Here is a 25,886-nt window from a genome sequence, read left to right as displayed (position 1 = left end):
GCCGCCTTCGCTTTTTTGATCTGAATCTCACTCAAGGCCATTGGGGGTATCGCTCCTTTTCGCTACCCCCGGAAAATACCCCCAAAATACCCCCACACCAAATCCGGCTTCAAGCGAATGCATGCGCACGCAAGCGGACGCGAATCACTCACATCATTCTGTTTTAATTGAGTTTTACGGATGCATGCGGAAGCAAGCGAACCCATGCGGATTCGAGATTGGTAGCGGAGGAGGGACTTGAACCCCCGACACGCGGATTATGATTCCGCTGCTCTAACCACCTGAGCTACTCCGCCTCACCAAGATCGCCGGCATTTGCCTGCGGGGCTTCCCGAACCGGTTGCAGAACGGGCGTTGCGCGGCGCTGGACGCCTTCGGCGAGCGGGCCGTTTACGGCTCGGTCTAGGCGTGGTCAACCTGAAGTTTGCGCACCCTGCGTCGTGCGGTTCATGCGCACCACTTTGACCGCCAGACTGCGGTTGAACGCGCCGTCGACCGCGCGTCCGATCTCGGGCAGGCTGCGGGTGAGTTGCGCCAGCGCATCGCGATCGAGGCGGGCCATGCGCATCGGGTGGGCGACCTTGACTGTCGCGCTCGCTCCTTCGCCAGAAATATGGCTCATTTCTCCGACGAATTCGCCTGCTCCCACCTCGCTGACGATCTGACCGTCGCGCTCGATCGCGGCGCGTCCGCTGGCGATGTAGATCAGCGGCGGGTCGATCTGGTCCTGCTCGATCAGCATCTCACCCACTTCCATGTCGCGCCATTCCATGAGGTCGCGCAGCCGGTTCTGCTGCGAAGGGTCCTCGATCTTCATCACGTGGTCGAAAAGTTCGCGCTCTTCCGATGTCATCGAGCCCGACCGCGCGCGGCTCCACAATTGATAGAGCCGGGCGGTATTGACGGCGAGAAAGGCGAGCGCGAGGACAACGCCCGTGCCGACCTCCTCGGCGAAGGCGAAATGGAGAACGCCGAAAATTCCCGCAATCAGCAAGAGGAGGCGCATGAGGCGCACCTGATGCGGGATCATCGCCGCTATCAGTGCGACCCCAGCCACCCAGCCATAGGCCGTCCCCAGATCGTCCATGATCTTCCCCCTCGTGGCGCGCGGAAAGTCGCGTGGGCGCGCGCGTTTCGATCGCCTATACTACAATCTCTCGTTTCCGCGAAAGGCAACCGTCTTGAGATGCTCCCACGGGCCACCCTGATAGATGTGCAGTTCGAGCGAGGGAAAGGCGAAGGGTTCGCGCGTCGTCCACGGTTCGAGCTTGGCAGCCAGATCGTGTTGCAACGCGCGCGCCGCTTCCTTCGTCACCTTGTTCTGCACGGTAATGTGAAGCCGAGGTTCGTGCAGATCCTGATCGCTCAGCGTGCCATGAAACCGCTCGGCGATTACCCTGCGGACGGCCAGCAATTGCGGCGAGGAAAGGCGGATCGCTGTTCCCTTGCCGAAATCGAGGAGTCCGGTGACGCGGCCCTCGGGCGCCGCGTATTCGCGCGCGACCTGGGGGATAAAGGTCGCGAGCTCCTCGCGCAGGGAGGGCGCGAAGGCGTGGAACAGGGTGACGTGCGCATGGAGGTGATTGCGCTCGGGCGGAAAGTGGGCGCGACGCAGGCCCTCTGCAAAGCCGCGCAGGGGTTCGGGAATGGTGGCGGTCAGGATGAAGGGTTGGTTAATCGAGCGGGCTCCCGCAGGCGTAGTGGCATCAATCCAACTCGCCGCGCCGCCGGCGGATCTCGAACCAGCGCCCGACGGCCTCATTGTGCTCGGCGAGCGTCGCGTTGAATTCGTGCCCTCCCGTGCCGTCGGCGACCATATACAGAAAATCGTGGTCTTCCGGGTTCATCACCGCGGCGATGCTTTCACTGCCCGGATTGGTGATCGGACCTTCGGGCAAGCCGATCCTCGTATAGGTGTTGTAGCCGTTGACCGCGGCAATCTCGGACTGGCGTATGCGACGGCCCAGCGGTTTGCCCTGCGTGATCGGATAGATGATCGTCGGATCGGCCTGCAGCATCATGCCGACATCCAATCGGTTGGAATAAAGCCCGGCGACCATACCGCGTTCTTCGGGGATGCCGCTTTCCTTCTCGACGATGGAGGCGAGGATCAGCGCCTCGCGCATCGTGTCGACCGCGATATTGTCGCCGCGCTCGGCCCAGGCTTGCGCGAGATAAAGGTCCATCGCGCTCTGCATCCGCTCGATCAGTTCGGCGCGTGTGGAACCGCGTTCGAAGGAATAGGTGTCGGGCAGGATTGAGCCCTCCGCGGGCACCTCGATCTCGCCGGTCAGCAATTCCTCGGCCATCACGCGCTCCCACACCAGGATCGAGGGCATGCCTTCGGGGATGGTGACGAAGCGGCGGATAACATCGCCCGACTGGAAAAGTTCGAGGATGTCGCGCTGGCCCATGGCGGGCGTCAGCTCGAACTCGCCCGCCTGGATGGGATCGGACGAACCGAACAGCCGGGCGCTCATCAGGAAACCGTCGGCGGAGGTGATGAGCCCCTGCTGCTCGAGATCCTGCGCGACCGCGGAGAGCGACGAGCCTGCGGGCACCATGAAGGGCGTCTCCTCCTCTATGCTTGCCTCGCCGAGAAAGGTGGGCGCCAGCAGCAGCGCGACGCCTGCGAGCAGGATCAGGCTGACAGCGAACAGGGCCAGGCGGCGCATCGGGTCAGTCGACCTTCTGCATGATCAGCGAGGCATTGGTTCCGCCGAAGCCGAAACTGTTGTTGAGTACGGCGCGGACCTCGCGTTCCTTGGCCTGATGCGGCACGAGGTCGATCCCCTCAGTGCCCTCGTCGGGATTGTCGAGATTGAGCGTCGGCGGCACGATGCCGTCGCGCATAGCGAGGAGGCAGAACACCGCCTCGACCGCACCCGCGCCGCCCAGAAGATGTCCGATCGCGCTTTTGGTCGAGCTCATCGAGGCGCCGCCCAGATCGTCGCCGAGCACACGCTTGACCGCGGCGAGCTCGATCGTGTCGGCCATCGTGCTGGTGCCATGGGCATTGACGTAGTCGATGTCGCCCGGGCCGAGACCCGCTTTCCTTAGCGCCATGCGCATGGCGAGTTCCGCGCCCTTACCTTCGGGATGCGGGGCGGTGACGTGGTAGGCGTCTCCGGACAGGCCATAGCCGGTCACTTCGCCATAGATCGTCGCGCCGCGCGCCTTTGCCCGCTCATATTCCTCGAGCACGACGACGCCTGCGCCTTCGCCCATGACGAAGCCCTCGCGGTCCTTGTCGTAAGGGCGGCTCGCCTGTTTGGGACGATCGTTGTAGCTCGTATTCAGCGCGCGCGCCTGCGCGAAACCAGCAATGCCGAGCGGATTGACGGTACTCTCCGCTCCGCCAGCCAGCATCACGTCGGCATCGTCCATCGCGATCATGCGCGCCGCATCGCCGATCGAATGGGCGCCGGTGGAACAGGCGGTCACCACCGCGTGGTTCGGCCCCATGAAGCCGTATTTAATTTGCACCTGGCCGGTGACGAGATTGATCAGGCGGCCGTGGACGAAGTGCGGGCTGACCCGGCCGGGCCCGCGTTCGTGAAGGTTGACGCTCTCTATCTCGATCCCCGGCAGACCGCCGATGCCGGCACCGATTGAACAGCCGGTCCGCTCCTTCTCGGACTCACTCATGTCCGTGAGGCCCGCATCTTCGAGTGCCTGACCCGAGGCATCGATGCCATAGACGATGAAGGGATCGACCTGCCGCTGAACCTTGTGATCGACGCGCTTGTCCGGATCGAAGCCCCAGGGGTGCTCGTGCCCCTTGACCTCGCAAGCGATCGTTGCCTTCTGCCCCTCGGTGTCGAACCGCGTGATCGGACCCGCGCCGCTTTCTCCGGCAATCAGGTTTTTCCAGCTCGTTTCGACATCGCCCCCAAGCGGGGTGACGAGGCCGAGACCGGTTACCACTACGCGGCGCATTAAACTCTCCAAGTGTAGCTAGGCACGAAATGAAACAGGCCCGGCCCGCCGGGGCCGAGCCTGCAATTCCTCATGGGCCGAAGGGTCGGGCGCCTTACCGGGCATTCGGCCCGCCGGTGCGCTGCGCTTGGCATGCGCAACCCGACCGCACGAGGCCCCGTTCTACTCGGCTGCCACCCACACGGCGGCGGCGGGGGTTCAGCCCTTATGTTCCTCGATATATTTCGTGGCATCGCCAACCGTCGAAATCTTTTCCGCCGCGTCATCCGGAATTTCGACGCCGAATTCCTCCTCGAAAGCCATGACGAGTTCGACGATGTCGAGACTGTCGGCGCCCAGATCGTCGATAAAGCTCGCATCCTGGGTGACCTTGTCTGCTTCGACGCCAAGGTGCTCGACGACGATCTTCTGCACGCGGTCGGCGGTATCGCTCATAAATATCCCTCTTGTGATGGGGTTTGAAACACTTTGCCCGGCCCTAAAGGGCGGTTCGACCGAGTGCAAGTCAAGATGCGCGGAGCGGCAAAGGCGCCTTGCCAACTACCGTCCGGCTACCACTGAACCCTTCAATCGAGCGCGTTCGATGTGCACCGCGTCAAATGGATAAATCGCGTGGCAGAGCCGTCTCGCTGGGCGCGAGGAAGAGCCAGTTTGGTGTCGGTCCTCGGCGAATTCGGCGCGTAAACGGTTGAACTAACAAGTTATCGCAGCTCCGCAACGATTCGCCGAGCGGTCGGAACGATTACCGCCCTACAGCCGTTAAGTCATTGAAAGCGCGGCACATTCGGCTCTGCTGCTCCGACAAACCCCAAACTTACGAAGGAGACCCATGACTAACAATATCAGTACCGTGAAAGACCTTACCCAGACTACCTACGATTCGGTCGAAGGCTATCGCAAGGCCATCGAAAAGGCCGAGAGCCCGGCGCTGAAGAATGCGCTCAACGAACGTCTGCAATCGCGTCAAGAAACGCTGACGAAGCTTAACTCGCTTCTCATGTCGAATGGCGAAGAACGCATCGACAGTTCGAGCGTTACCGCTTCGACCCACCAGACCTTTATGAACATCGCCGATGCGTTTGAGAACGGCAACGAAGCAGCCGTCGAGCGTGTGGAAGAAGGCGAAGATTATATTGCTGGGAAATTCCGCGACGCGCTGGAAGACAACGATATTGACCCAGCATTCCGTTCGGTAATTCAGCAGGCGTATCAAGAAATTTCGGCTGGCGAACGCTTCAGCGACATGCTTGAGAAGCAATACGCATAACCCAACCTTCAAAGGCCTGACGGCCTCGCAAGTGGGGACTTGCGAAAGAGCGTTGAGCGCGTTCCGACGCTGAGACGCAATTCAGCATAGCGAGCTCGCGCTCCGCTCAGTCATTTAAGAACATAAAAATTCCCCGAACCTTTCAAGCGCGCTGCCGAGATCGGTAGCGCGCTTTTTTATGCGCGCCGTCCGCATTAGTTGTCCGCGACGACGTCGGGTGTGTTCGGGGCCTTTTTGGCCGGTTCCATCAATCGCAGTTGCAATTCGCGCAGCTGCGCTGCTTCGGCGCGCGAGGGTGCGCCCATCATCAGGTCTTCGCCCTTCTGGTTCATCGGGAACGCGATCACCTCGCGAATGGCCTCTTCGCCCGCGAGCAGCATCACGATCCGATCGATGCCGGGCGCCGAGCCACCATGTGGCGGCGCGCCGAGCTTGAATGCCTCGATCATCCCGCCGAACTCGCGGTCGACCGCCGCCTTGTCGTAACCGGCGATCTCGAACGCCTTGTACATAATGTCGGGGCGATGGTTTCGGATCGCCCCCGAAGACAGCTCGTATCCGTTGCACACGATGTCGTATTGCCACGCCTTGATCGCCAGCGGGTCTTCGTTCTCCAGTGCTTCCATCTCGCCCTGCGGCATCGAGAAAGGATTGTGGCTAAAGTCGATCTTCTTTGCTTCCTCGTCATATTCGAACATCGGGAAGTCGACGATCCAGCAGAACTTGAAGCAGTCCTGCTCGATGAGGCCCAGCTGCTCGCCGACTTGCGTGCGCGCGGCGCCTGCCAGTTTTGCGGCCTCTTTCTCCTTGCCCGCGGCAAAGAACAGGCCGTCATCGGGCCCCAGGCCGAGCTCGTCGTATACCTGCGCCATGCGATCGGGGCCGTGATTTTTGGCGATCGGCCCGCCAAATTCGCCGCCCTTGCGAGTGACGTAGCCGAGCCCGGCGAACCCTTCGGAACGCGCCCAATTGTTCATGTCGTCGAAGAATTTGCGGCTCTTGTCGGCCGTGCTGGGCGCAGGCACCACGCGCACCACCCCGCCGCCGCCGACGATCTTTTCGAACAGGCTGAAACCCGACGTCTCGAAATGCGAGGTCACGTCGCTGATTTCGAGCGGGTTCCTGAGATCCGGTTTGTCGGAGCCGTATTTCATTATGGCCTCTGCATAGGGAATGCGCGGAAATTCGCCCGCGGGCGTCACGCTCTTGCCGTCGGCAAACTCCTCGAACGTCCCGGCTAATACTGGCTCCAGCGCCTGGAACACGTCTTCTTGCGTCACGAAGCTCATTTCCAGGTCGAGCTGGTAGAATTCGAGGCTGCGATCGGCGCGCAGGTCTTCGTCGCGAAAGCAGGGCGCGATCTGGAAATACTTGTCGAAGCCGGACACCATCAGCATCTGCTTGAACATCTGCGGCGCCTGCGGAAGCGCGTAGAAATTGCCCGGATGCATGCGGCTCGGCACCAGAAAGTCTCGCGCGCCTTCGGGGCTGGACGCGGTCAGGATCGGGGTCTGAAACTCGGTGAAGCCCTGATCGATCATCCGCTTGCGCAGCGAGGTGATGACCTGGCTGCGCAGCATGATGTTGCGGTGCATGGTCTCGCGCCGCAGATCGAGGAAGCGATATTTCAGGCGGATGTGCTCGGGATAGTCGAGTTCGTCGGCAACCGGCAGGGGCAGCTCCTCGGCCGCGCTCTGGACCGTGATCGCACGCGCAAACACCTCGATCTCGCCCGTTGCGAGTTTGGGATTGACGGTGTCGCTGCTGCGGGCCTTGACCTCGCCGTCGATCGTCACGACCGATTCCGCGCGCAGGCGATCGAGCACGGCCAGCGCCGGGGAATCCTCGTCGGCGACGATCTGAGTGATGCCGTAATGATCGCGCAAATCGATGAACAGAACGCCGCCGAAATCGCGCTTGCGATGGATCCAGCCTGACAGGCGGACGGTTTCGCCGACATTTTGCGCCGAAAGCTGTGCGCAACTATGGGTCCGGTAGGCGTGCATCTAAATTCTTGTCCTGTTTGGGTGTATAGCGCTAAGGGCGCGTGCAGCGTGACGGCGCAGGGCATTTTGCCCGCCGATCCATGCGCGCGCTAACAGGGCATGGCCTGCCTTTTGTCAAGTCATCCGCTCATCCATCCAGCAGGGCCCTGACACGGCCCGAGAGCGGCACTCCGCTCCTTGTCATGTGAAGACGACGATGAAGATACACGACCTCATCACCACCACCGACGCGCTCGCCGATCTGTGCGGGCGGCTTGCCCAATCCGAATTCGTCGCCGTCGACACCGAGTTCATGCGCGAGAACACCTATTGGCCCGAACTGTGCCTGGTCCAGATCGCCAATACCGAGGAAGCGGCCGCAATCGATCCGCTGGCGGACGGGATCGATCTGACGCCGCTCCTGGACCTGCTCACCCGCAACGAAGACGTGCTCAAGGTCTTCCATGCCGGCGGTCAGGATTTGGAAATCATCGTCAATATGACGAAGCGCACACCGCATCCGGTCTTCGACACGCAAATCGCGATGATGGCGATCAGTCAGTCGGAACAGATCGGCTATGCCAATCTCGTCGATCACTGGCTCAACATCCAGATCGACAAGGGCGCGCGTTTCACCGATTGGAGCCGCCGTCCGCTCACCGATCGGCAGATCGAATATGCAATCGGCGATGTGACGCATCTTTCGAAGATTTTCCCGAAGATCCTGAAGCGGCTGATCAAGACCGGTCGCGGCGCGTGGCTCGACGCGGAGATGGAGAAGCTGGCCGATCCGTCCAACTACCTGGTCGATCCGGAAAGTTCGTGGAAGCGCATCCGCCAGCCCGGTCGCAACCCGCAGGTGCTGGGGCGGCTGAAGGCGCTTGCCGCCTGGCGTGAGGGCGAGGCGCAGCGCAAGAACATCCCGCGCGGACGGATCATGCGCGACGAAACGCTCGCCGACATCGCCTCGCATCCGCCGAAGAAACAGGGCGATCTTGCGAAGGTACGAGGCCTTTCCGCCGCCTGGCGCGACAATGAGATCGGCAAACGTCTGATGAAAGTCATCGCCGATGCCGAGCCTTTGCCCAAGTCCGAAATGCCCGCCAAGATGAAACGCGGCGCGCCGCTCGGCAAGGAGGGGGCACTGGTTGCCGACCTTCTGAAACTCCTGCTCAAGATTCGCGCCCGCGAGATCGACGTCGCTGCACGTCTGCTCACTCGGGCGGACGAGATGGAGGCGCTCGCCGCCGGAGTGCGCGATCTGAAGGTGCTTCAGGGCTGGCGCTACGATGTGTTCGGCAAGGACGCGCTCGAATTGGTCGAGGGGCGGCTCGCCTTCGCGGTCAAGGGCGGCAAGCTGGTCATGACCCATATCGACGACATGCAGGCGAGCATGGAAGCGGCGCAGGCAGCGGAGTAATCCGAACGCCGTTAGGCTCCATCCGATGTCGACCTATCTCCCCACCATCAAGCAGCTGCAATATCTCGTAGCGCTGCACGAACACGGCCATTTCGGGCGAGCGGCGGATGCAAGCTTTGTGTCGCAATCGACCCTGTCCGCAGGCATTCGGGAGCTGGAATCTCTGCTCGGCGTAACGCTGGTCGAACGCTCGCGCCGTGTCGTCCGGTTCACGGCTTTGGGCGATCAGGTCGTCGCCAAGGCCAACCGATTGCTGCGCGAGGCGGAGGAACTTTCCGACCTCGTTCAGGCGGCAGGCAAGCCGCTTTCGGGCGAACTGCGGATGAGCGTCATCCCGACGATCGCGCCGTTCCTCTTGCCGAGCCTTCTCCCCCGCCTTCGCGCCGAGCGACCCGAGTTGCAATTGATGCTGCGCGAAGAGACCAGCCACGATGCCATCGAATCACTGCAGCATGGACGGGTCGATTGCGTGCTGCTCGCCCTCCCCTTCGACACCGGCGAAGTTGAGGTCGAACATATCGCGCAAGACCGCCTGTTCGTCGCTTTTCCTGCAGGAAGCCCCCGCAATCCGCCCGACCGGGTTCCGCCCGAAATGATCGATCAGGGGCGGCTGCTGCTGTTGGAGGACGGACATTGCCTGCGCGATCACGCGCTTGCGGCCTGCAACCGCACCGAACTTCGCGCCAACGCCCGCATGATCGGGACCAGCCTGCACACGCTGGTGCAATTGGTCGACAACGATCTCGGGCTCACAATGTTGCCGGAAATGGCGATCGAAGCCGGTATACTGGCCAATACGGATGTCGTTGCACGCCCGGTTGAAAGCGAGACGGCGAGCCGGGAGATCGTCCTCGTATGGCGCAAGAATTCGCCGCGCGAGGCGGATTTCAAGCTGCTAGCCGAGGAATTGCGCGCCGGTTGAGCATAAGAGGGCTGGCAGGCGATCGCCTGGCGCCACCTACTTCTCGGTCAAAGCCTCGTCCGCAGTCTTAAGGATCGGCTTGGAGAGATATTCGAATACGGTTTGCGTGCCGATCTTGATCTCCGCCGTCGCAATCATGCCGGGCTGGATTTCGATCGTCTCGCCGGGACGCGGGCGCATGGTCGACGTGTCGCTGCGCACCTGCACGCGGTAATAGGGGTCGCTCGGCCCCTCCGACGTCTGATCGGTCAGCGTATCCGGGCTCACCAGGATGACCTCCCCGCTCGCGCCGCCATAAATGCTGGCGTCATAAGCGCCGAACTTGACCTCGGCGGGCTGCCCCACCTTGACCTCGGCGATGTCGGACGGCGAGACCCGGGCCTCCACGATCAACTCATTATCGAGTGGCACGATGGTCATCACCTCGTCACCGGGGCCAAGCACGCCGCCTACCGTGGTCAGGCGGACATTCTTCACGATCCCATCCACCGGGGAAAAGATCTCGGCGTTTTCAAGCGCATCCTGCCGCGCGGTCAGTTCCTGTTCGGCGCTGACGAGCTCCTCCTGCGTGCGGGTAAATTCGGTCTGCAAATCTTGGACGTAACGATCCTGCACCTGCGCCTGCTGCCGGCGGATGTCCTCTTGACTGCGCTCCATGCGGATGATCTCCGCCGCGGCGACATCGCCCGTCTCGACGAGCGGACGGTTCAGATCGAGCTCGTCGCCGGCCATCGTATATAGGCGATCGAGGCTGCTGATCTGGCTCGCAAGCGCCTGGCGTCGTCGGGCATAGAGCGCGCGCTGATTATTGACGAATTCGGGATATTCGAGGCTGACCGCCTCGAAGCGCAACGGCCGTTCGAACAGCTCCGCCTCGATGCGCGACATCGTCGCGGTGAGCGCGGCGACACGCGCGCGCGTTTCTTCGACGGACGCGCCGAGCTTGACCTTGTCGAGCACGACAAGAAGATCGCCCGCCTTGACGCGGTCGCCTTCGCGCACGCGAATCTCGGTGATCTGCCCGCCATCGAGGCTCTGGATCACCTGCACGCGCGAGGTCGGAATGACCTGCCCCTGCGCGCGCGCGATCTGATCGAGCGGGGCGAAAATCGACCACACCACCGCCGTCGTAATGACGAGCGCGACTGCGATGATAATGACCCGCGACATGTTGAAACGTCGCGAGTGGGTGGGATCGTTCATTGACCGGCAGCTTTCCTCTGGATGCCCTGCTGCTTCGCGGGCTTCTTGGCGTTAGTGCGAACTTGCAGCTTGCTCAGCGTCTTCTCCGGTGTGTCGTCGTGGACGATCTTGCCGTTCGCCATAATGATCGCCCGCGTCCCGAGCCGCACCAGCGGCAGCTTGTGGGTAACCATGACCATCGTCTTGTCCTTGCCCACGAGGTTGACCACCTGCTGCAGCACCACCGCTTCCGTGTTCTGATCGAGGTTCGAGGTCGGCTCGTCGAGCAGCAGAAGCTTGGGATTCAGCAGCATCAGGCGGGTGAGCAGCGTCAGCATCCGCTGACCGCCCGAAAGCCCGCGGCCGCCTTCCGAAATCTTCAGGCCGAGCCCGCGCGGATTGGACGCGATCATACGCGCAAGGCCCGTCTTGTTGGCGGCCTCGATGATCGCCTCGTCGCCCGGATCGCGCAGACCTAGGATGAGGTTTTCCCGCAGCGTTCCGTTGAGGAGCCGCGGCTCCTGCTGAATATAGCCGACATTGCGGCGAAGGATATCGGGCGCGATTTGCGAGGCCTCGATCCCGCTTACCAGCACCTGCCCCTGCGTCGGCTGATAGAGACCCGCCAGCGTCTTGAGCAAGGTGCTCTTGCCCGAGCCGATACCGCCGATGATGACGACGCGCTCGCCAGGCTCGATCCGCAGCCGCCCGACATCGAGCACCGGCGAATCTTCCCCATAAGCGAAGGTCAGATTGTTAACCTCAACCCGCGGCTCGATCGCATCGGGGCGGAGGAAACGGTCGCGCGTGGTTTCGTCGTTGGGCAGCGCGAGGATGCTGTCGAGCGCCTTGAGCGACGAACGCGCATAGCCCGCCTGGACGATGAAATTCGGGAGTGCCGAAATGAGCGGACCGTTGACCCGGCCGGCAATGATGCCGCAGGCGATCAAGGCGCCGATCGTCATATTGCCCTGCGTCACCAGATAGGCGCCGAATGCGATCAGGCCGATATAGGCGATCTGCTGGATCGAGCTGAAGATGCTCGCCGCGACCGCCGTGGTCCGCTTGATCGGGTCTTCGTAATCATGAACGTCGCGCACCAGCTGGTTCCACTTGCCCAGCATCATCCAGTCGCCGCCATTGGCCTTGACCGTCTCGGCCGCGTCGAGCGATTCCACCAGCATCCCGTTCTTGCGGTTCCCGGTGATCTGCGCCTTGTCGGTGTCCGCGCGGATCAGATAGGCGAAGAGAAATGCGAGGCCGAGGCTGATCGGGAATGCGACCAAGGGCACCACTGCGACCACGCCGCCAAGTAAGTAGATCACGAAGATGAAGAACAGTGCGAAGGGCAAGTCGGCGACCAGAAACAGGAAGGACGAGCTCATAAGGCTGCGGATCTGATCGATTCCGCGCAGCTGCGAGGCGAGCGTGCCGACCTGCGGCGGGCGGGCATCGAGCCGTATGTTCTGCGTGCGCGAGAAGAACACCTCGGACACTTCCTCGTCCACCCGTGCCGCCTCGCGCTCCATCATCAACGCCCTGGTGGAACGCAGGATAAAGTCGAACATCAAACCGATCGCAGCGCCCAGCGTCAGCGCAATCAGCGTCGCATAGCCGCTGCGCGGAATGACGCGGTCGTAGATCTGCATCGAATAGAGACCGGTAATCAACGCGAGGAAATTGGCAAAAAGCGTTGCCAGGATGGCCGTCACGAAAACGTTCTTGCGCTTCATCAGCGAATTGATGAAGATCGATTTCGCCGAAGGCGTTTTCTCATCTCCCTCGACCTTGTGGGAGACGGGCATGGGGAAGATCGGAAAGGCGAAACATTCGATATCGTCGGGCGCGACCGGCCTGGTGCCGCCGACCAGCCCGGTCGTCTCGATCATGCCGCTGACATTGGGACTGAGCGCGATCACCCATCCCTCGCCGCGCACCAACGCGAGCTGCGGGAAATCCTGCGCCTTGGGCACGTCTTCGCGGAATGCGGGCGCCTGCCAACCGAGCGCTGCGCTCAGATCGACCAGCGCCGCGCGGGTTGCCTGTCGCTCTTCGTCGAGAAAGGCGGGAAGCTCCTCGCTCTCGATCTCGGCATGGCCGCCGTCCTCGTCGTCGATCCGGACCTCGCCCTCGGGCACGATCAGGGCGCGATCGGACTCCGCGATATCTGCCTCGGCTTCCGCCGGCTCATCCGCAGGCGCCGGACGCGTGGGCAGCCCGTCCGCCCAACCGGGCGAAAGGCCGACCGACCGCAACCGAGCGAGTTCCTCGATCAGCTGGACAAGTTTCACCAATCAACTCCCGATCGCCGGCGTCCACCGGCACGTGTAAATCAAAATGCGGGCGCCCGAGGCCATCGCCGAGGTTTCTGCATCGACTAGATTGAGGTCCGCGGTGATTTCCTCACGGACCGCGTTGACGACGTCGAGCCAGGATCGCCGTCCGGCCACGAACTGCCTCCTGTAGGAGACCGTCAGATCGCTCGCGGCTTCGACAGCCGTGCGCACGATCGGTATCTGTTCGCGGCTCGAATAATTGAGAAGCAAGTCCTCCGTCAAGCGGACTCTGGTCTCGCGCGCAGCGGTGAGAATGTTGGTGCTCGCTTGCAACTGCCGCGCGCGCGAGGCGTCGACCAGACGGAATTGCGACAGGCCGTTATTGAGCGCCGAGCGCACGACGATGCCGTAGCGCGTGCCGGTGATCTCGTTGCGGCTGAGCTGCGCGCTGACCGTCGGAAACAGCTCCTTTTGCGCGACCTCTACCTCGGCCTCGGCCAGCACGGCCTCGGCGTTGAGGCGGCGCAACAGCGGATTGCAGGTCTCAGCGTCGGCGATCGCAGTGTCGAGATCGGGATGCGCGGCCTCGCCCAGATAGGGCGGGATTTCGTCGAGCCGATAGTCGAACTGCCCGGTGAACTGGCGATAGGTCTCGCGCGCGGAGAGGAACGTCGCCTGCGCGACCTGATATTGCCGCTGGATCTCCGCCTGCCGCGACAGGACCAGCGTGAGATCGGCACGCGGGCTGACCGACTGATCCACCCGCCGCTCGATCGAGCCGACGAGATCGGTCAGCTGGTTGTTGCCCTCCTCGAGCGCGAGCATCCGCCGCCGGGCCAGCAGCGCCTCGTAAAAGGCATTAATCGTCTGGATTGCGATGCTCTCTCCGGTTTCAAGCGTCTGCGCGAGGCTCACCTCACGCGCCGCGCGCGCGCGATCGATCGCGGCGTCGATCCGGCCCCCGGACCACAGCGGTTGCAGCACCGTCACGTTGAGCGCCAGTTGCTGGTCCTCGACGATCGCCGTGCCGCCGCCAAGGCCCTGACCATCGACCGTGACCGTGGGCAGACGCTGGCCCTTGGCCGCGCGCACTTCCTGGTCGGACGCCTCTTCCTGGAGCCGCGCGGCGCGGATTGCGGGATATTCGTCGAGCGCGAGCGCGACGCCGAGCGCCAGATCGGGCGGCACCCCCTCGGGATATTCGATCGCCTCTCTCTGCGTAGGGGGCCCATAGACCTCGGCGACCCCGTCGGGATCGGTTGCGGGAGGCGCTTCGGGATCGAGCTCGGCGGAAGCGGGCGGGAAGACATCCTCGACCTCGCCGAGCCGGATCGGCGCATCACCCTGGGGCGTGTCGTCCATGTTCGCATCCGGATCGATCGCTTGGATATCGGCGGCGCCATTGCCCGCCCGGCGCCTGCCGGGTTCGGAAACCTCTTGTGCGCCGAATTGCGCAAGATCGGCGCGTGGCCCCACGCCGCCCGCGTCTGTCGCGACCAGAGTCCCGAGCGCGGCATCGGAGAGCGCGGCGATGTCGGAGAGGGACGCGGGAAATGTCGCCGCGCGAGCATGCATGCCGCCGCCCGCGAAGCCCGCAGTGGCCACGCCGAGCGATACGACTGCGAGCACCCGTGCCCTGGTGAGCCGGGTGCCTCCTGATTGCGCCTGTGTCATTGAGAAGGTCAGTTGGTTTCGGAAACCACGACGTCGACCGCGCCCTGCTCGGCGAAGTCGGACGCGATCCGATCAGCGTTCTCGCGCGTGTCGGTGTAGAGTTCGAAAGGCTTGCCGTTCTTCGATCCGCGCACGGAAAAGCGCAAGTCACGCTTGGTCTTGGACATATGATCCCGTCTAACGTCTGGTCGCAGGGACCCGCTCTCTTGCGCCTGGCAAAAGGAAAGGGCCGCGAGGAAATCCCCGCGGCCCTACCTAGGCTCATATGAGCGTCATGTTAACCCACAATCAGGCGGTAACTTCCGCGAGAGTGAAGGGATCGATCAGCGCTTCGACGGTGTCCAGTCCATCGCTGGCGTCGACCGTGTCGCCGTCACCGACATCGATGTCCGCCGAATTGGTGAGAGTACCGACTTCGATAACCAGATCCTCACCAGCCACGATGTCACCATCATCGTTGACGTCGAAGTACAGGAACGTGCCGTCGTAAGCGACGTCGAGGTTCCCGTCATTCGCCCGGGCAGCAATCGCAGCTTCAGCGAGCGTCCCGTTGGCAAAGGCGATGCTGGTCACGCTGGCGCTGTTGCCGTCGAGGAGGTTGATCGTCAGGCCTTGCGCGGCAGCGTCCTGAAGACCGGAGATGTCGATGTTATCTTCTGCCACATCGAAGTCATTGATGAGGTCGATGCCTCCGGCGGTGCTTTCCGAAGAGGAGAGATAGAAGAAGGTATCGGCACCGTCGCCACCCTCGAGGAAGTCGGCATCGCCGCCGCCATGCAGGATGTCGTCGCCGTCCTGTCCGAACAGCACGTCGGCGTCGCTGCCACCGAAGAGTGCATCGTCGCCGTCGCCGCCGTCGATTTCGTCTTCGCCTGCGCCGCCGAGGATCACGTCGGCACCGTTTCCACCATCGATGGTGTCGTCGCCGCCATTACCGTTAATGGCGTCGTCGCCATCGCTGCTGCTGATGAACGAGTCACCGTCGCCGGCGCGGATCACATCGTCACCGAGGCCAGTGCCGATGCTTTCACTATCGCTGGTCGAGGTCGACGAAACGATGAGGTCAGACGTTGCCGTTGTGCCGTCGAAGGTGAAGGCACCCGTGCCGGTGTTCGACGTGATCGTCTGCGTTTCCACATCGGTATCTTCGGTGTCGACGAAGATGTCGGCATCGTCATCGTCCGTGGTGACGTCGACATTTTCCACACCGGTGATGTTGGAAAGATCCGCGTCCCCGTCCAGGAGCACGGTGTCGTCACCATCGCCGGCATCGATGTCGTCACCAAAGCCGATCGTGAAGTCACCATCTCTACCATCGATCGTATCGTCACCCACGCCTGTCGTGAACGTGTTGTCCACGCCGTTGCTGAGAACCACGGTCAGGTCGTTCGTGAAGTCGTCGTCAGCGTCGAAGGTCGAATTACCGTTCAACTGGATGGTGTTGATCCCGGCCTGAGCCGCCTCTTCACCAAGCGTCGCATCGGAGTCATTGAGAACGAGAACCTCGAAGCCAGTGACATTGGTGAAGCTGTCATCGTCCTGATCCGCATTCGAGATCAGGGTGTCCGTGCCAACACCGCCGAAGAGCGAGTCGTCGTCGGTGAGTGTACGATCAATGGTCACAACATCGTCCCCGGCGTTGAACGCCGCGGTAACAGTGCCGATGCTGTTGAGATCGATCGTATCCGCACCCGCCGAACCGAGATAGGTGAGCTCGGTGCCGAAGAAGCTGAAGGTCAGCGCACCGGTAGCGCCCGAAGCATCGACCGTCTTGGTGTCAGCACCGAAGTTGTTGTCAACCGTAGCATTACCCGAACCAGTGATGTCGATATCCGACGCGTCGGAAACATCGAGAGTGTTTACATCGAAAAGCCCATTCAGGACGAGATCGAGGTTCTCGATCCCACTTCCGAGCGATACGAAGCCGGAAGTGACGTTGTCAGCAGTGAGCGTGACGGCCGTGCCCGCACCTGCAACTTCCGAAGCGAGGTAATCGATTTCTACCGTTGCGTTGTCAAAAACGTTCGTGAGGAAAACATCCGATGCTTCGGCGTCGAAGATAAAGACCCCGTCCGTCGTGTTGCGAACGCGGATCGTTTCGAGACCGCTGACACCGGAGAAGTCGAATGACGAAAAGTTCTCGTTGTTCGAAATGGCAATAGTCTCGACATTCTGCACGATGAAATTGTCGAAGAAATCGCCGTCGGACGTGATGGTGAGACGATCCTCACCACCTGCACCATCGATGAAATCACCGTCGTTCAGGGTAATCTGATTGACATTGTTCGACGTGAAGTTTTCGGCACTGTCCGAACCCTCCAGATCGTCGATACCCGTGGTCAGCGCGACTTGCAGTGCGTCGTCGTCGGTGATCGTGGCCGTGCCGGTGGCGACGATGTTGCCCTGGATGTTGGCCTGCAGGGTGAAGGTCTCGTCACCCTCGACAACGCTGTCGTTGAGGAGCGGCACCGTCACGTTCGCCGACTGCTGGCCATTCACGAACACGATCGTGCCCGAAACAGGCGTGAAGTCCTGGTTGGCGATCGCGGAACCCGAAACGGTCGTGAAGTTCACGGAAGTCGAACCATTGCTCGGCTCGTCCAGCGTGATGGTGAAGGTCACGGAACCCGCAGCTTCGGAAGCGGTGGGGCTGTCGACCGAAATAGCCGGATCGCCGCCCTGGACGGTGATGGTCAGGGTCGAGGTATCGGTGAGCTCGCCATCGCTGGCGACCACGGTCGCCGTGACGGTCTCGGTTTCACCTTCCTCGAGGTCTTCGAAACCAGAGGCGTCGAAGGTGTAGGAACCATCGGCATTCAGCGTCAGGCCGTCCACCGGAGCGGCGAGCGTGTAGGTCAGCGTGTCGCCGTCCGGGTCGCTGTCATTCAGCGAAACGTTGCCGCTGGTGGTCTGGCCTTCGGTCACCGTGTCGGTGTCATCGACGGCGTTCGGAGCGTCGTTGACGTCGTCCACACCGATCGTGGTCGGCGTGCTGTCGACAGTCTGGACGTCGTCACTGTCGTCGTCGTCGAGTTCGATGCTGTTGGTCGTGGTGTTGAACGACAGAGCGAACGAGGAATCGTCGAACTGGATCGAGTTGGCATCGAGGCCGACCGGGATGGTCGCCGTGACGCCGTTGCCGCTGATGATGACCGACGAACCGCTGCGCGCGATCGTGTACTCGCTGGCATCGCCTTCGAAGCGAATGACATTGTCACCGCCGTTGAAGGACGGATCGAAGAGGACGTTGAGGTCGGTACCGGCGGCGGGCGCCAGAATAACGGTTTCATCGTCACCCGTGGTGCCGATGATATTGAAGCTGCCTCCGGCGAGCGCAGTCGTGCTCCCCGGATTAAGAATGAGAAGATCGCGTTCCATGATTCGTTTAACTCCCTAACGAATAATTTGATTTCGGCCCACCGGCCGCGGTTGTAACCGCCATAGTGGCGATTACAACCGGGATTAGTCAGATGTGGGTAAGTTTAAATCCTACCCATCCTGGAAGAAGTCGAGCGGCACGCCCTCGTTCAAGGCATTTCCGAGCGCCGCCTCAGCCGACGCTTCGTCGGAAACGAAATCGTCCTCCGACACAGCATCTTCGAGGGTAACCGTGTTGAGCACACCGTCATTGTTGAAGGTCACGATCAGGTCGGTTCCGGAGGTGGTGAACGAGTAATCGTCCAGATCACCGTTGGTGAAGACGATCAGATCGTCGGCCGACACGTCCTCGAGAATAATGCTGTTCGCAGTGTCGGAATCATCCTCAAAGCGGAAAGCTCCGGCGCCGGCATCAATGCGGAACCCGGTGGCAACGCTGGCATCATCGTCCTGATCGAGCGAAACCGCACCGTCCTCGCCGGGCGTCGTGGGCGCAGGCGGGGGCGGCGGTGCAGGCGGCGCATCGCCTTCGAAGAAGAAGTCCGCACCGAAGGCAGCTTCGGCCGAAGCTTCGTCGAACACGAACGATCCGGCAGGGACCGCGTCCTGGATAAGGATCTGCGACAGTACGCCATCGTTGTTGAACGCGATCACGAGATCGTCGAAATCGTCGCTTGAACCATCATTGTTCGTCGTGAAGCTGAAGTTCGACGTGTCGGTATCGACCGAGATCGTGTCGCCAACCTCGAAATCGGTAATTTCGACGTTGCTGGCGATATCGGCGGAGTCGCTGAAGCCGATGTCACCGCCGTCGCCGCTGAACGGCTCGAGCGTGGCAAGGTTGCCGTCACTGTCGACGTCGAGGCTGATCCGGGTCGGCGTATCGTCCACGTCGTTGACCGTTACGACGATGTCCTGGCTCGTCACTTCGCCCGAAAGATCGGTCGCGTTGAGCGTGATGTCCAACTCGTCGTCGTCCTCGAAGTCGATCGGTCCGGCGACCGAGATTTCTCCCGTCACCGGATCAATGTCGAACAGGTCCGCATCAGCGCCCGTGAGCGAGAAGGCAACGACGTCGTCGGTATCGATATCAGTCGCCTCGGCGGTGAAGACCACCGTTCCGACCGCCGTGTTCTCGTCGACATCGAAGAACGCATCCGAAGTGATAACCGAGGGATCGTTCACGCCCGTGACGGTGATGGTGAGGGTCGAGGTCGTCGTACCGCCATTACCGTCGCTGACATTGATCGTCGCGGTCACGTCTTCCGTCTCGCCATCGGCAAGATCGTCGTATTCGTCGTCCGACGCATCGAAGGTGAAGGTGCCGTCCGAGTTGAGCGTCAACCCGTCGACGTCATCGGCGAGGCTGTAGGTGAGCGTGTCGCCGTCGGCATCGGTGTCATTGACCGATACATCGCCAATGACGGTCTCGCCCTCGATCACAACCGCCGCGTCATCACCCGCAACAGGATCCTCATTCGCAGGCGGCGGAGGCGGGAGATCGTCGTCGTCATCGCCGCTTGCAACCAATGCAATAGCGGCGGCGGCAAGGCCGATCGCGCCGATCGCAAGGATGATGCTGCCGCCGTCATTGTCGTCGCCGAGCAGGTTCGCACCGCCGGTCAGCGGTTCGCTGGCGCGCACGAAGCTTTCCGAAACGCCGTCGAGACCGTTGATGATGTCGGCAACCTGGACCGTTTCGCCCGCTTCGCCGCCGCCGGCAGCTGCCGCTTCGGCAACCTGCTCTTCTTCAGTTTCGCCTTCAGCACTCTCTTCGTCGCGATTGTCGTCTTCGCGCTGGGCAAGACGCTCTTCCACGAGTTTCTCAAGACCGCTCTGCGCCTTGGCCGCTTCTTTCGAAGGGGCCTCTCCCTCGGCTACCGCCTCGGCTTCTTCGCTGTCCATGTCAGGATTGGCTTCGGCGTTGTCGGCAGTCAGCACTGCCTCGAGATCAACGACTTCGCCTTCTGCGTCCAAGCCCATGTTGTGCTGTTCGCTCACTGAAAGCTCCCTTGTTATTTCGTGCTTGCCGCGATTGTGCGGTGCGGCAAAATTGGCACCTGTTCTGAGCACGGACCGAACATCCGCGACAGTTGGCAGTGCTCCTAAACGAAACTGCGTCGTGGATGTCAACGGCAAAAGCGGCAGTATGCACCCGTAAACCGGCGCATGAACGCCCGGTTTCGGCGATAGGCGGCTCTACGGGGGCGGGGCCGGTCTGGTCGACTATGGCAGCCCTACCGAGGGAACGACGGGGGGCCGCGCAGTTGCGCAAAGCTCAATCGAGCGCTGGTGTGCCATAAACGCATCAATTGTCGACTTTTTATCCGAAGTCGCCCTCGAATGGGACATTCTGTCCGCAAACCTTCCCGTGTTGGCTGTGATGAAGAAGGGACAAGCCACGAGAATCAGGCCGTTTTTCATCGCCGACAGTGATATGAGGCTTATCCCGGCGATCATACTGCGCACAATGTTGCGCCGAACGCGGGCAAATCTGAGACGAACTGGGTGGGGCTATCCCCTGCCGCGATAGGAAGGGACGTCCTGAGTAGGCAACCACAACCCTTCGGGCGGGGCGCCGCTTTGCCAGAACACATCGATCGGGATGCCGCCGCGCGGATACCAGTAGCCACCGATCCTGAGCCAGTGGGGCGCCATCTCCTCGAACAGCCGCTGACCGATGCCCACGGTCACGTCCTCGTGAAAACCGTCGTGATTGCGAAAGCTGCCGAGGAAGAGCTTCAAGCTCTTGGATTCGACGATCGTGCGGTCCGGGGCATAGTCGATCACGAGATGCGCGAAGTCGGGTTGACCGGTAACGGGGCACAGCGAGGTGAACTCGGGCGCGACGAAGCGGACCATGTAGAGCGCGCCGGCTCGCGGATTGGGCACGTAATCGAGCTGCGCCTCCTGCGGCGATGCGGGGAGTGGCGTCTGCTGGCCGAGAAAGGCGGGAGTGCCGGAGGGCGTCTCGGGAGGGTTGGTCATAGGCGGCAGCTGTTGCCGTGGTTGGCGTGGGGTTGCAAGCGCGTTAAAACGCTTTGAGACGAAAGGCGGGGCATCGCTTTCGGCCCTCGCAAAGCAGCTTGGGTGAATATCGTGCGGCGGCCCGCCTTGCCCGCTTCCATCACACCAAAGAGATCCTCGTTTCGAACCATGTCTGTCCGCCCCCGACCTTACCCACGCGTTACCTCGCCGCGATCCATGCGCGCCGCCCTGTTCGCCATCGTCGTTTCGATAGCGGCAGTCTGCGTGGCGGCCAGCGCGCAGACGTCACCACAGAATTTCGAGCTGCCGAGCCCGACATCCACTTCGACACCAACACCGACGCCCGCCCCGCAGGGCCCGGCGGACGAGCGAGCGGGCGTCCCGATCGCGCCGCGTACGATCGAGGGGCAGGCGTCGACCCGCTCTACGTCGCGTCCTTCCTCCACGGCGCCCTCTACGAGCGGTGGGCCCGGCAGGGCGACGGTGCAGCCGCTGCCGACCGGGAGGCCCTCCCCTTCTCCGACCACCCTGCCCACACCTGCACGCACCGCGCCGCGTACGGCGTCATCCGCCCCCACGGCCTCTACGCCTGCGGCCCCCGCGCCGTCACCGGGCCCGGACGCTCCAACCGCCCGGCCGGGCTTCGATATGTTAGGCGATGATCCTGCCATTGCGCCCGCGCCTGGATCGGACGGATTCTACGATGTCGAACCCGAAATTCCGGCGAACGGCTCCGCTTCGCCGGCGCCGCCTTCCGCTGCGGCAATCGGTACGGCGCCGATGCAGGATGGCTGGGATGGTGCATGGTGGGCCGCGCTGCTCGCCACCTTCCTAACCGCAGCAGGTGCGGTAGCCTGGATCTTGCATCGACGCCGCGCCGCGCTGGCTGATGGTAATGGCGATGACCAGCGGGTGATGGCCGGGATGTTGCGATCCTTCAAGGCGGCGCAACCGGTCGAGCTTATGCCGCGACCCACGCGAACGCGCGCCGACGCAAACGAGGGAAAAGCACCGGCTAATCGTGAGCCGGTTCCGCCGCTCGGTCCGGACGGCGCTCCTGGCAAATCGATCGAGCTGGGGCTGGAGATCATCAAAGGGTCGCGCAGTTTCATGCAGCTGACTATCGAGTTCAGCCTCGACATCGCGAACCGCTCCGACAGGGCCTTGCGCGACGTCGCGGTCATGGGTTCTCTCGCCAGCGTCGATCCGCGCGGCAGTGGAGCAGACGCCTCGATCCCGCCCGTAGCCGAGCGCCGCACCATCGACCGGATCGAGCGGATCGCCCCGCACCAGAGCCGCCGCGTTTCCGGCCGGCTCCAGCTTCCTCTTTCTGCGATCGTCCCGCTTCAGCAAAGCGGACGGCCGCTGGCGATTCCGCTGCTCCATATCGCCGTTCGATCGGCCGAGGGTGAGCCGATCGAGCGCAGTTTCGTGGTCGGAACGCCAAGTACGAGTGCGCCGGGGCGGGTTCAGCCACTGCCTCTCGACGAACCGCCGGGCGGGCTGCCCCCGCTGCGCGCGCAGGCTATCGATCCAGTCGGAGCCCCAATGCCGGCTGAACCCTACGTCGCAGGATCCGGCTGATACGTACAGCTTGACTTGGCGAGGACGGGGCGGCGCGCTAACGCCACACGTGATGACCGACGATGTGCCGCGCAGCCAAAGCCTCATATCCTGCGAAGAGCTTGCCGCCGCGCTCGGCGAGAGCGACCTGTGCATCCTCGATGCCTCGCTTCACCTCCCCGCGACCGGACGTGATGCCAATGCCGAGTTCGAGCGCGGTCATATCCCCGGCGCGCGGTTTCTGCATCTCGCCAGCCTGACCGACCGGAAATCGAGCGTTCCGGCGGCGCTCGCCAATCCCCGCGACCTTGCCGCCCGCCTCGCCGATCTCGGCGTCGGACCGGAGACGCGGATCGTGCTCTACGACGACAGCGATATCAGAACATCGGCGCGCGCTTGGTTCATGCTGGCCGCGCATGGCGTAACGAATGTTGCCATCCTCGACGGCGGCCTTGTCAAATGGCGCAAGGAAGGTCGCCCACTCGACCAAGGCCTCGCGCCCGCGCTCCATGCGCCCGAGCTGGCTCTCGCACAGACCGACCGCGTCGCGACCAAGGCCGACATGCTCGCAAACTTGGACAGCAGCCGCGAACAGGTGCTCGATGCGCGCAGCGCAGAGCGGGTTTTCGGCAGCGGTATCGACCCCGTGCATGGCGGCGCCAACGGACGCATTCCGGGAGCGCTCAACCTTCCCTTCGCCAAGGTATTCGCGGCGGACGGGACCTACCGCTCGCCTGCCGAGCTACGCGCGCTGTTCGCCGAGGCCGGGATCGACTGGGACCGTCCGATCGTCACCACTTGCGGCAGCGGGGTCACCGCCTGCGTGCTACTCTTCGCCGCGCATCTTGCAGGCAAGGACGATTTGCGGCTTTACGACGGCAGCTGGCTCGAATGGGAGGCCGATCCCGCAACCCCCAAGGCGCAAGGTCCCGCATGAGCGGCAAGGGCCCGGGGAAGAGCGGGGGCAAAACGCGCGGCGCGGAAACGCGCGTAACTCAAGCCGGTCGCGACCCGCGCTGGACCGGGCCGGTCGTCAATCCGCCGGTTTGGCGCGCCTCGACCCATCTTTACGAGAGCGAGGCGGCGCGCAAGGCCGCCCTCAAGGGGAACGAGGACGGCGCCTTCTTCTACGGACGGCGCGGCGCGCCGACGCAATGGGCACTGGCGGAGGCGCTGACCGCGATCGAGCCGGGCGCGCACGGGACCGTGCTTTATCCCAGCGGCGTCGCGGCGATTGCGGGGGCGCTGCTGTCCGTGCTCAAACCGGGCGATCGCTTGCTGATGAGCGACAATGCGTATGACCCCACGCGTGCGATGGCCCAGGGGCTGCTTGCACGGCTGGGCATGGCGCATACGTTTTTCGACCCGCTCGACATACCCGCGTTCGAAGCGCTGGTAGAGCGCGAGAATCCGCGCGCCGTCTGGCTGGAAAGCCCGGGCAGCCTGACGATGGAAGTGTGCGACGTTTCTGCGCTCGCCGCCATTGCGCGCGATGCGGGCGCAGTCACCCTGATCGACAACACCTGGGCAAGCGGCCTCGGCTTTGCCGCGCTCGAACATGGCTGCGAGATCAGCGTGCAGAGCCTGTCCAAGCATGTAGGCGGGCATTCCGATCTGATGATGGGCTGCGCGAGCGCGGGCGAACGCTGGTACCGCGCGCTGCGCCGGACCTCGCAGCAATTGGGGCAGGTCGTCTCGCCCGACGATGCCGCGCTCGCCGCAAGAGGCCTGCGCACCATGCCGCTGCGGCTTGGACGCTCCACCACCAGCGCGCTCGAGATCGCCAATTGGCTCGACGCTCATCCGCGGATCGAACAGGTACTGTGCCCGATGCTGCCCGGCTCGCCCGGTCACGATCTGTGGAAACGCGACTTCACCGGCGGATGCGGGCTCTTCAGCTTCGTTCTGGCGAGCGGGGATCCGGAGGCGAGCGGCCGGCTGGCGGACGCGCTCGAACTGTTTGGTATCGGCTACAGCTGGGGGGGCTTCGAAAGCCTCGTCCTCCCGATCTTCCCCGACCATCATCGCAGCGCCATGACCCCGCCGACACGGGCGACAGGGTCAAAGGGCGAGGCGGCGGGGGAGGCTGGCGCTCGCCCGGCGGTTCGCCTATCGATCGGTCTGGAGACACCTGCCGACCTGATCGCCGATCTCGATCAGGCCCTTGCCCGCCTGGACGAGAAATGACGCCCGCGAGCCCGACGCCAGAACCGACCGCCGCGCCCCCGGGCGAAGGGTCGCCTGCGCCCGCCGCCGCCGAACCCGCAACCGCTTCGCCCCTCGCGCCCGAGCCGGAAGCGGCCGCGAGCGAGGCACCGCGCGAAGGCCCGATCGAAGTCAGCGCCGCGGACAATATCGTCGAGGGTGTGGCTCAGCAGAACGAGACCATTGGCGATGTCCTGTCCTCGCTCGATCAGGTCGCGCTCGAAACCAGCACCTTCCGCATCTCGGTGCTCGATATGGTGGTGGTGGGCGGCGGCATCGCGCTGCTCGTCTTTGTCGCCTTCTTGCTGACGCGGGCGGTGCGCGGAGCGCTTCACCGCTTCACGCGGCTATCGGGATCGCAGGTTCTGCTTGCCGAAAAGCTCATCTCTATCCTGATCTGGGCGGCGGCTTTCTTCATCGCGATCGACCTGATCGGCGTCGATTTGACCGCGCTTGCGGTATTTGGCGGCGCGTTCGGCCTTGCCATCGGTTTCGGCCTGCAAAAGACCTTCGGCAACCTCATCGCCGGGATCATCCTGCTGCTCGACAAGTCGATCAAACCCGGCGACGTCATCGCGGTGGCCGACACGGCGGGGCAGGAAACTTTCGGCCAGATCCGCAAGATCGGCATCCGCGCGGTTTCGGTGACGACCAGGGACGAGCGCGAATATCTCATCCCCAACGAAAACCTGATGATCAATCAGGTCGAGAACTGGTCCTATTCTTCGCGCAATGTCCGCATGCAGGTCCATGTCGGGGTCAGCTACAAAGCCGATATGGACTTGGCCGAGAAGCTGATGCTCGAAGCGGCCGGCAAGGCGCGGCGCGTCCTCAAATCCCCGGCCCCCACGGTCTGGATGACCGAATATGGCGACAGCTCGGTCAACTTCATCATCCATTGCTGGATTGTCGATCCCGAAGAGGGCGTGGGCAATGTGCGCAGCGAAGTGCTCAAGAACCTGTGGTGGCTGCTCAAGGAAAACGACATCGAGATCCCCTTCCCGCAGCGCGATCTGAACCTGCGCGACGGGCCTCAGATGCAGGATTTGATCGACGCGCTGCGCGGTGACGCCCGCCCGTGAGCGCG

General features: G+C 62.9%; 21 protein-coding genes and 1 tRNA gene. 7 read left to right on the top strand and 15 right to left on the bottom strand.

Annotation, left to right across the window (positions count from 1 at the left end):
- Positions 1-219 precede the first annotated feature (219 nt).
- The 6 genes from V2I30_RS04370 to V2I30_RS04345 form a co-directional block, all read right to left on the bottom strand.
- Positions 220-296 (bottom strand) — tRNA-Met (locus tag V2I30_RS04370).
- 116 nt (positions 297-412) lie between these two features.
- Positions 413-1,087, bottom strand: a complete 675-nt coding sequence (locus tag V2I30_RS04365) for a Crp/Fnr family transcriptional regulator (RefSeq protein WP_330660857.1) — start codon at positions 1,085-1,087, stop codon at positions 413-415.
- A gap of 60 nt (positions 1,088-1,147) precedes the next feature.
- Positions 1,148-1,762: a 2'-5' RNA ligase family protein gene (locus V2I30_RS04360; RefSeq protein WP_330660856.1), complete on the bottom strand. Its 615-nt coding sequence runs from the start codon at positions 1,760-1,762 to the stop codon at positions 1,148-1,150.
- A complete protein-coding gene (mltG, locus tag V2I30_RS04355) occupies positions 1,707-2,675 on the bottom strand; it encodes an endolytic transglycosylase MltG (RefSeq protein ID WP_330660855.1) in 969 nt (322 codons plus the stop codon). Before mltG ends, V2I30_RS04360 begins: the two co-directional genes overlap by 56 nt.
- Before the next feature lie 4 nt (positions 2,676-2,679).
- Complete coding sequence (gene fabF, locus V2I30_RS04350) at positions 2,680-3,939, bottom strand: beta-ketoacyl-ACP synthase II (protein ID WP_330660854.1); 1,260 nt, start codon at positions 3,937-3,939, stop codon at positions 2,680-2,682.
- A gap of 198 nt (positions 3,940-4,137) precedes the next feature.
- Positions 4,138-4,374 (bottom strand): acyl carrier protein, encoded by a 237-nt coding sequence (locus tag V2I30_RS04345; RefSeq protein ID WP_010412439.1) that lies wholly within the window; start codon positions 4,372-4,374, stop codon positions 4,138-4,140.
- Between the two features lie 394 nt (positions 4,375-4,768).
- Here V2I30_RS04345 and V2I30_RS04340 point away from each other — a divergent pair, with 394 nt between their 5' ends.
- Positions 4,769-5,206 carry a ferritin-like domain-containing protein gene (locus V2I30_RS04340; protein WP_330660853.1) on the top strand — a complete coding sequence of 146 codons (438 nt, stop codon included), beginning with the start codon at positions 4,769-4,771 and terminating at the stop codon, positions 5,204-5,206.
- 194 nt (positions 5,207-5,400) lie between these two features.
- Here V2I30_RS04340 and aspS read toward each other — a convergent pair whose 3' ends face one another.
- Positions 5,401-7,212, bottom strand: coding sequence for an aspartate--tRNA ligase (gene aspS / locus V2I30_RS04335; protein WP_330660852.1), 1,812 nt, complete (start codon positions 7,210-7,212; stop codon positions 5,401-5,403).
- Positions 7,213-7,408: 196 nt separating this feature from the next.
- On the opposite strand from aspS, the gene rnd reads away from it, so the two are divergent.
- The gene (gene rnd, locus V2I30_RS04330; RefSeq protein ID WP_330660851.1) at positions 7,409-8,611 is read left to right on the top strand and encodes a ribonuclease D; all 1,203 of its coding nucleotides are present in this window, start codon (positions 7,409-7,411) and stop codon (positions 8,609-8,611) included.
- A gap of 25 nt (positions 8,612-8,636) precedes the next feature.
- Positions 8,637-9,533, top strand: coding sequence for a LysR substrate-binding domain-containing protein (locus V2I30_RS04325; protein WP_330660850.1), 897 nt, complete (start codon positions 8,637-8,639; stop codon positions 9,531-9,533).
- 36 nt (positions 9,534-9,569) lie between these two features.
- Here the strand turns inward: V2I30_RS04325 and V2I30_RS04320 are convergent, their stop codons facing one another.
- The 8 genes from V2I30_RS04320 to V2I30_RS04285 form a co-directional block, all read right to left on the bottom strand.
- Complete coding sequence (locus tag V2I30_RS04320; protein ID WP_330660849.1) at positions 9,570-10,736, bottom strand: HlyD family type I secretion periplasmic adaptor subunit; 1,167 nt, start codon at positions 10,734-10,736, stop codon at positions 9,570-9,572.
- Positions 10,733-13,006, bottom strand: coding sequence for an ATP-binding cassette domain-containing protein (locus tag V2I30_RS04315; protein WP_330660848.1), 2,274 nt, complete (start codon positions 13,004-13,006; stop codon positions 10,733-10,735). The genes V2I30_RS04320 and V2I30_RS04315 overlap by 4 nt, the downstream gene beginning before the upstream one ends.
- Positions 13,007-13,009: 3 nt before the next feature.
- A complete protein-coding gene (locus V2I30_RS04310; protein ID WP_330660847.1) occupies positions 13,010-14,665 on the bottom strand; it encodes a TolC family protein in 1,656 nt (551 codons plus the stop codon).
- An 8-nt stretch (positions 14,666-14,673) separates the two neighbouring features.
- The gene (locus V2I30_RS04305) at positions 14,674-14,832 is read right to left on the bottom strand and encodes a hypothetical protein (RefSeq protein ID WP_330660846.1); all 159 of its coding nucleotides are present in this window, start codon (positions 14,830-14,832) and stop codon (positions 14,674-14,676) included.
- Between the two features lie 121 nt (positions 14,833-14,953).
- Complete coding sequence (locus V2I30_RS04300) at positions 14,954-18,043, bottom strand: beta strand repeat-containing protein (RefSeq protein WP_330660845.1); 3,090 nt, start codon at positions 18,041-18,043, stop codon at positions 14,954-14,956.
- Positions 18,044-18,154: 111 nt separating this feature from the next.
- Positions 18,155-20,044: a cadherin domain-containing protein gene (locus V2I30_RS04295; protein WP_330660844.1), complete on the bottom strand. Its 1,890-nt coding sequence runs from the start codon at positions 20,042-20,044 to the stop codon at positions 18,155-18,157.
- A gap of 513 nt (positions 20,045-20,557) precedes the next feature.
- Positions 20,558-21,031 (bottom strand): preQ(1) synthase, encoded by a 474-nt coding sequence (gene queF, locus V2I30_RS04290; RefSeq protein WP_330660843.1) that lies wholly within the window; start codon positions 21,029-21,031, stop codon positions 20,558-20,560.
- Positions 21,032-21,219: 188 nt separating this feature from the next.
- Positions 21,220-21,609: a hypothetical protein gene (locus tag V2I30_RS04285; protein ID WP_330660842.1), complete on the bottom strand. Its 390-nt coding sequence runs from the start codon at positions 21,607-21,609 to the stop codon at positions 21,220-21,222.
- A 70-nt stretch (positions 21,610-21,679) separates the two neighbouring features.
- Here V2I30_RS04285 and V2I30_RS04280 point away from each other — a divergent pair, with 70 nt between their 5' ends.
- The 4 genes from V2I30_RS04280 to V2I30_RS04265 are packed head-to-tail and all read left to right on the top strand — an operon-like array spanning position 21,680 to position 25,881.
- The gene (locus V2I30_RS04280; RefSeq protein ID WP_330660841.1) at positions 21,680-22,615 is read left to right on the top strand and encodes a hypothetical protein; all 936 of its coding nucleotides are present in this window, start codon (positions 21,680-21,682) and stop codon (positions 22,613-22,615) included.
- A 52-nt stretch (positions 22,616-22,667) separates the two neighbouring features.
- Entirely contained in the window at positions 22,668-23,531 is an 864-nt protein-coding gene (locus V2I30_RS04275; RefSeq protein ID WP_330660840.1) for a sulfurtransferase, read from the top strand.
- Positions 23,528-24,781, top strand: a complete 1,254-nt coding sequence (gene metC / locus V2I30_RS04270) for a cystathionine beta-lyase (protein WP_330660839.1) — start codon at positions 23,528-23,530, stop codon at positions 24,779-24,781. The genes V2I30_RS04275 and metC overlap by 4 nt, the downstream gene beginning before the upstream one ends.
- Positions 24,778-25,881, top strand: coding sequence for a mechanosensitive ion channel family protein (locus tag V2I30_RS04265; protein WP_330660838.1), 1,104 nt, complete (start codon positions 24,778-24,780; stop codon positions 25,879-25,881). Before metC ends, V2I30_RS04265 begins: the two co-directional genes overlap by 4 nt.
- Positions 25,882-25,886 lie beyond the last annotated feature (5 nt).

The organism is Erythrobacter sp., from assembly GCF_036351135.1.
GTDB lineage: Bacteria > Pseudomonadota > Alphaproteobacteria > Sphingomonadales > Sphingomonadaceae > Erythrobacter.
The sequence above is the reverse complement of the archived record's forward strand: the minus strand, read 5'-3'. Positions and strand labels throughout refer to the sequence as shown.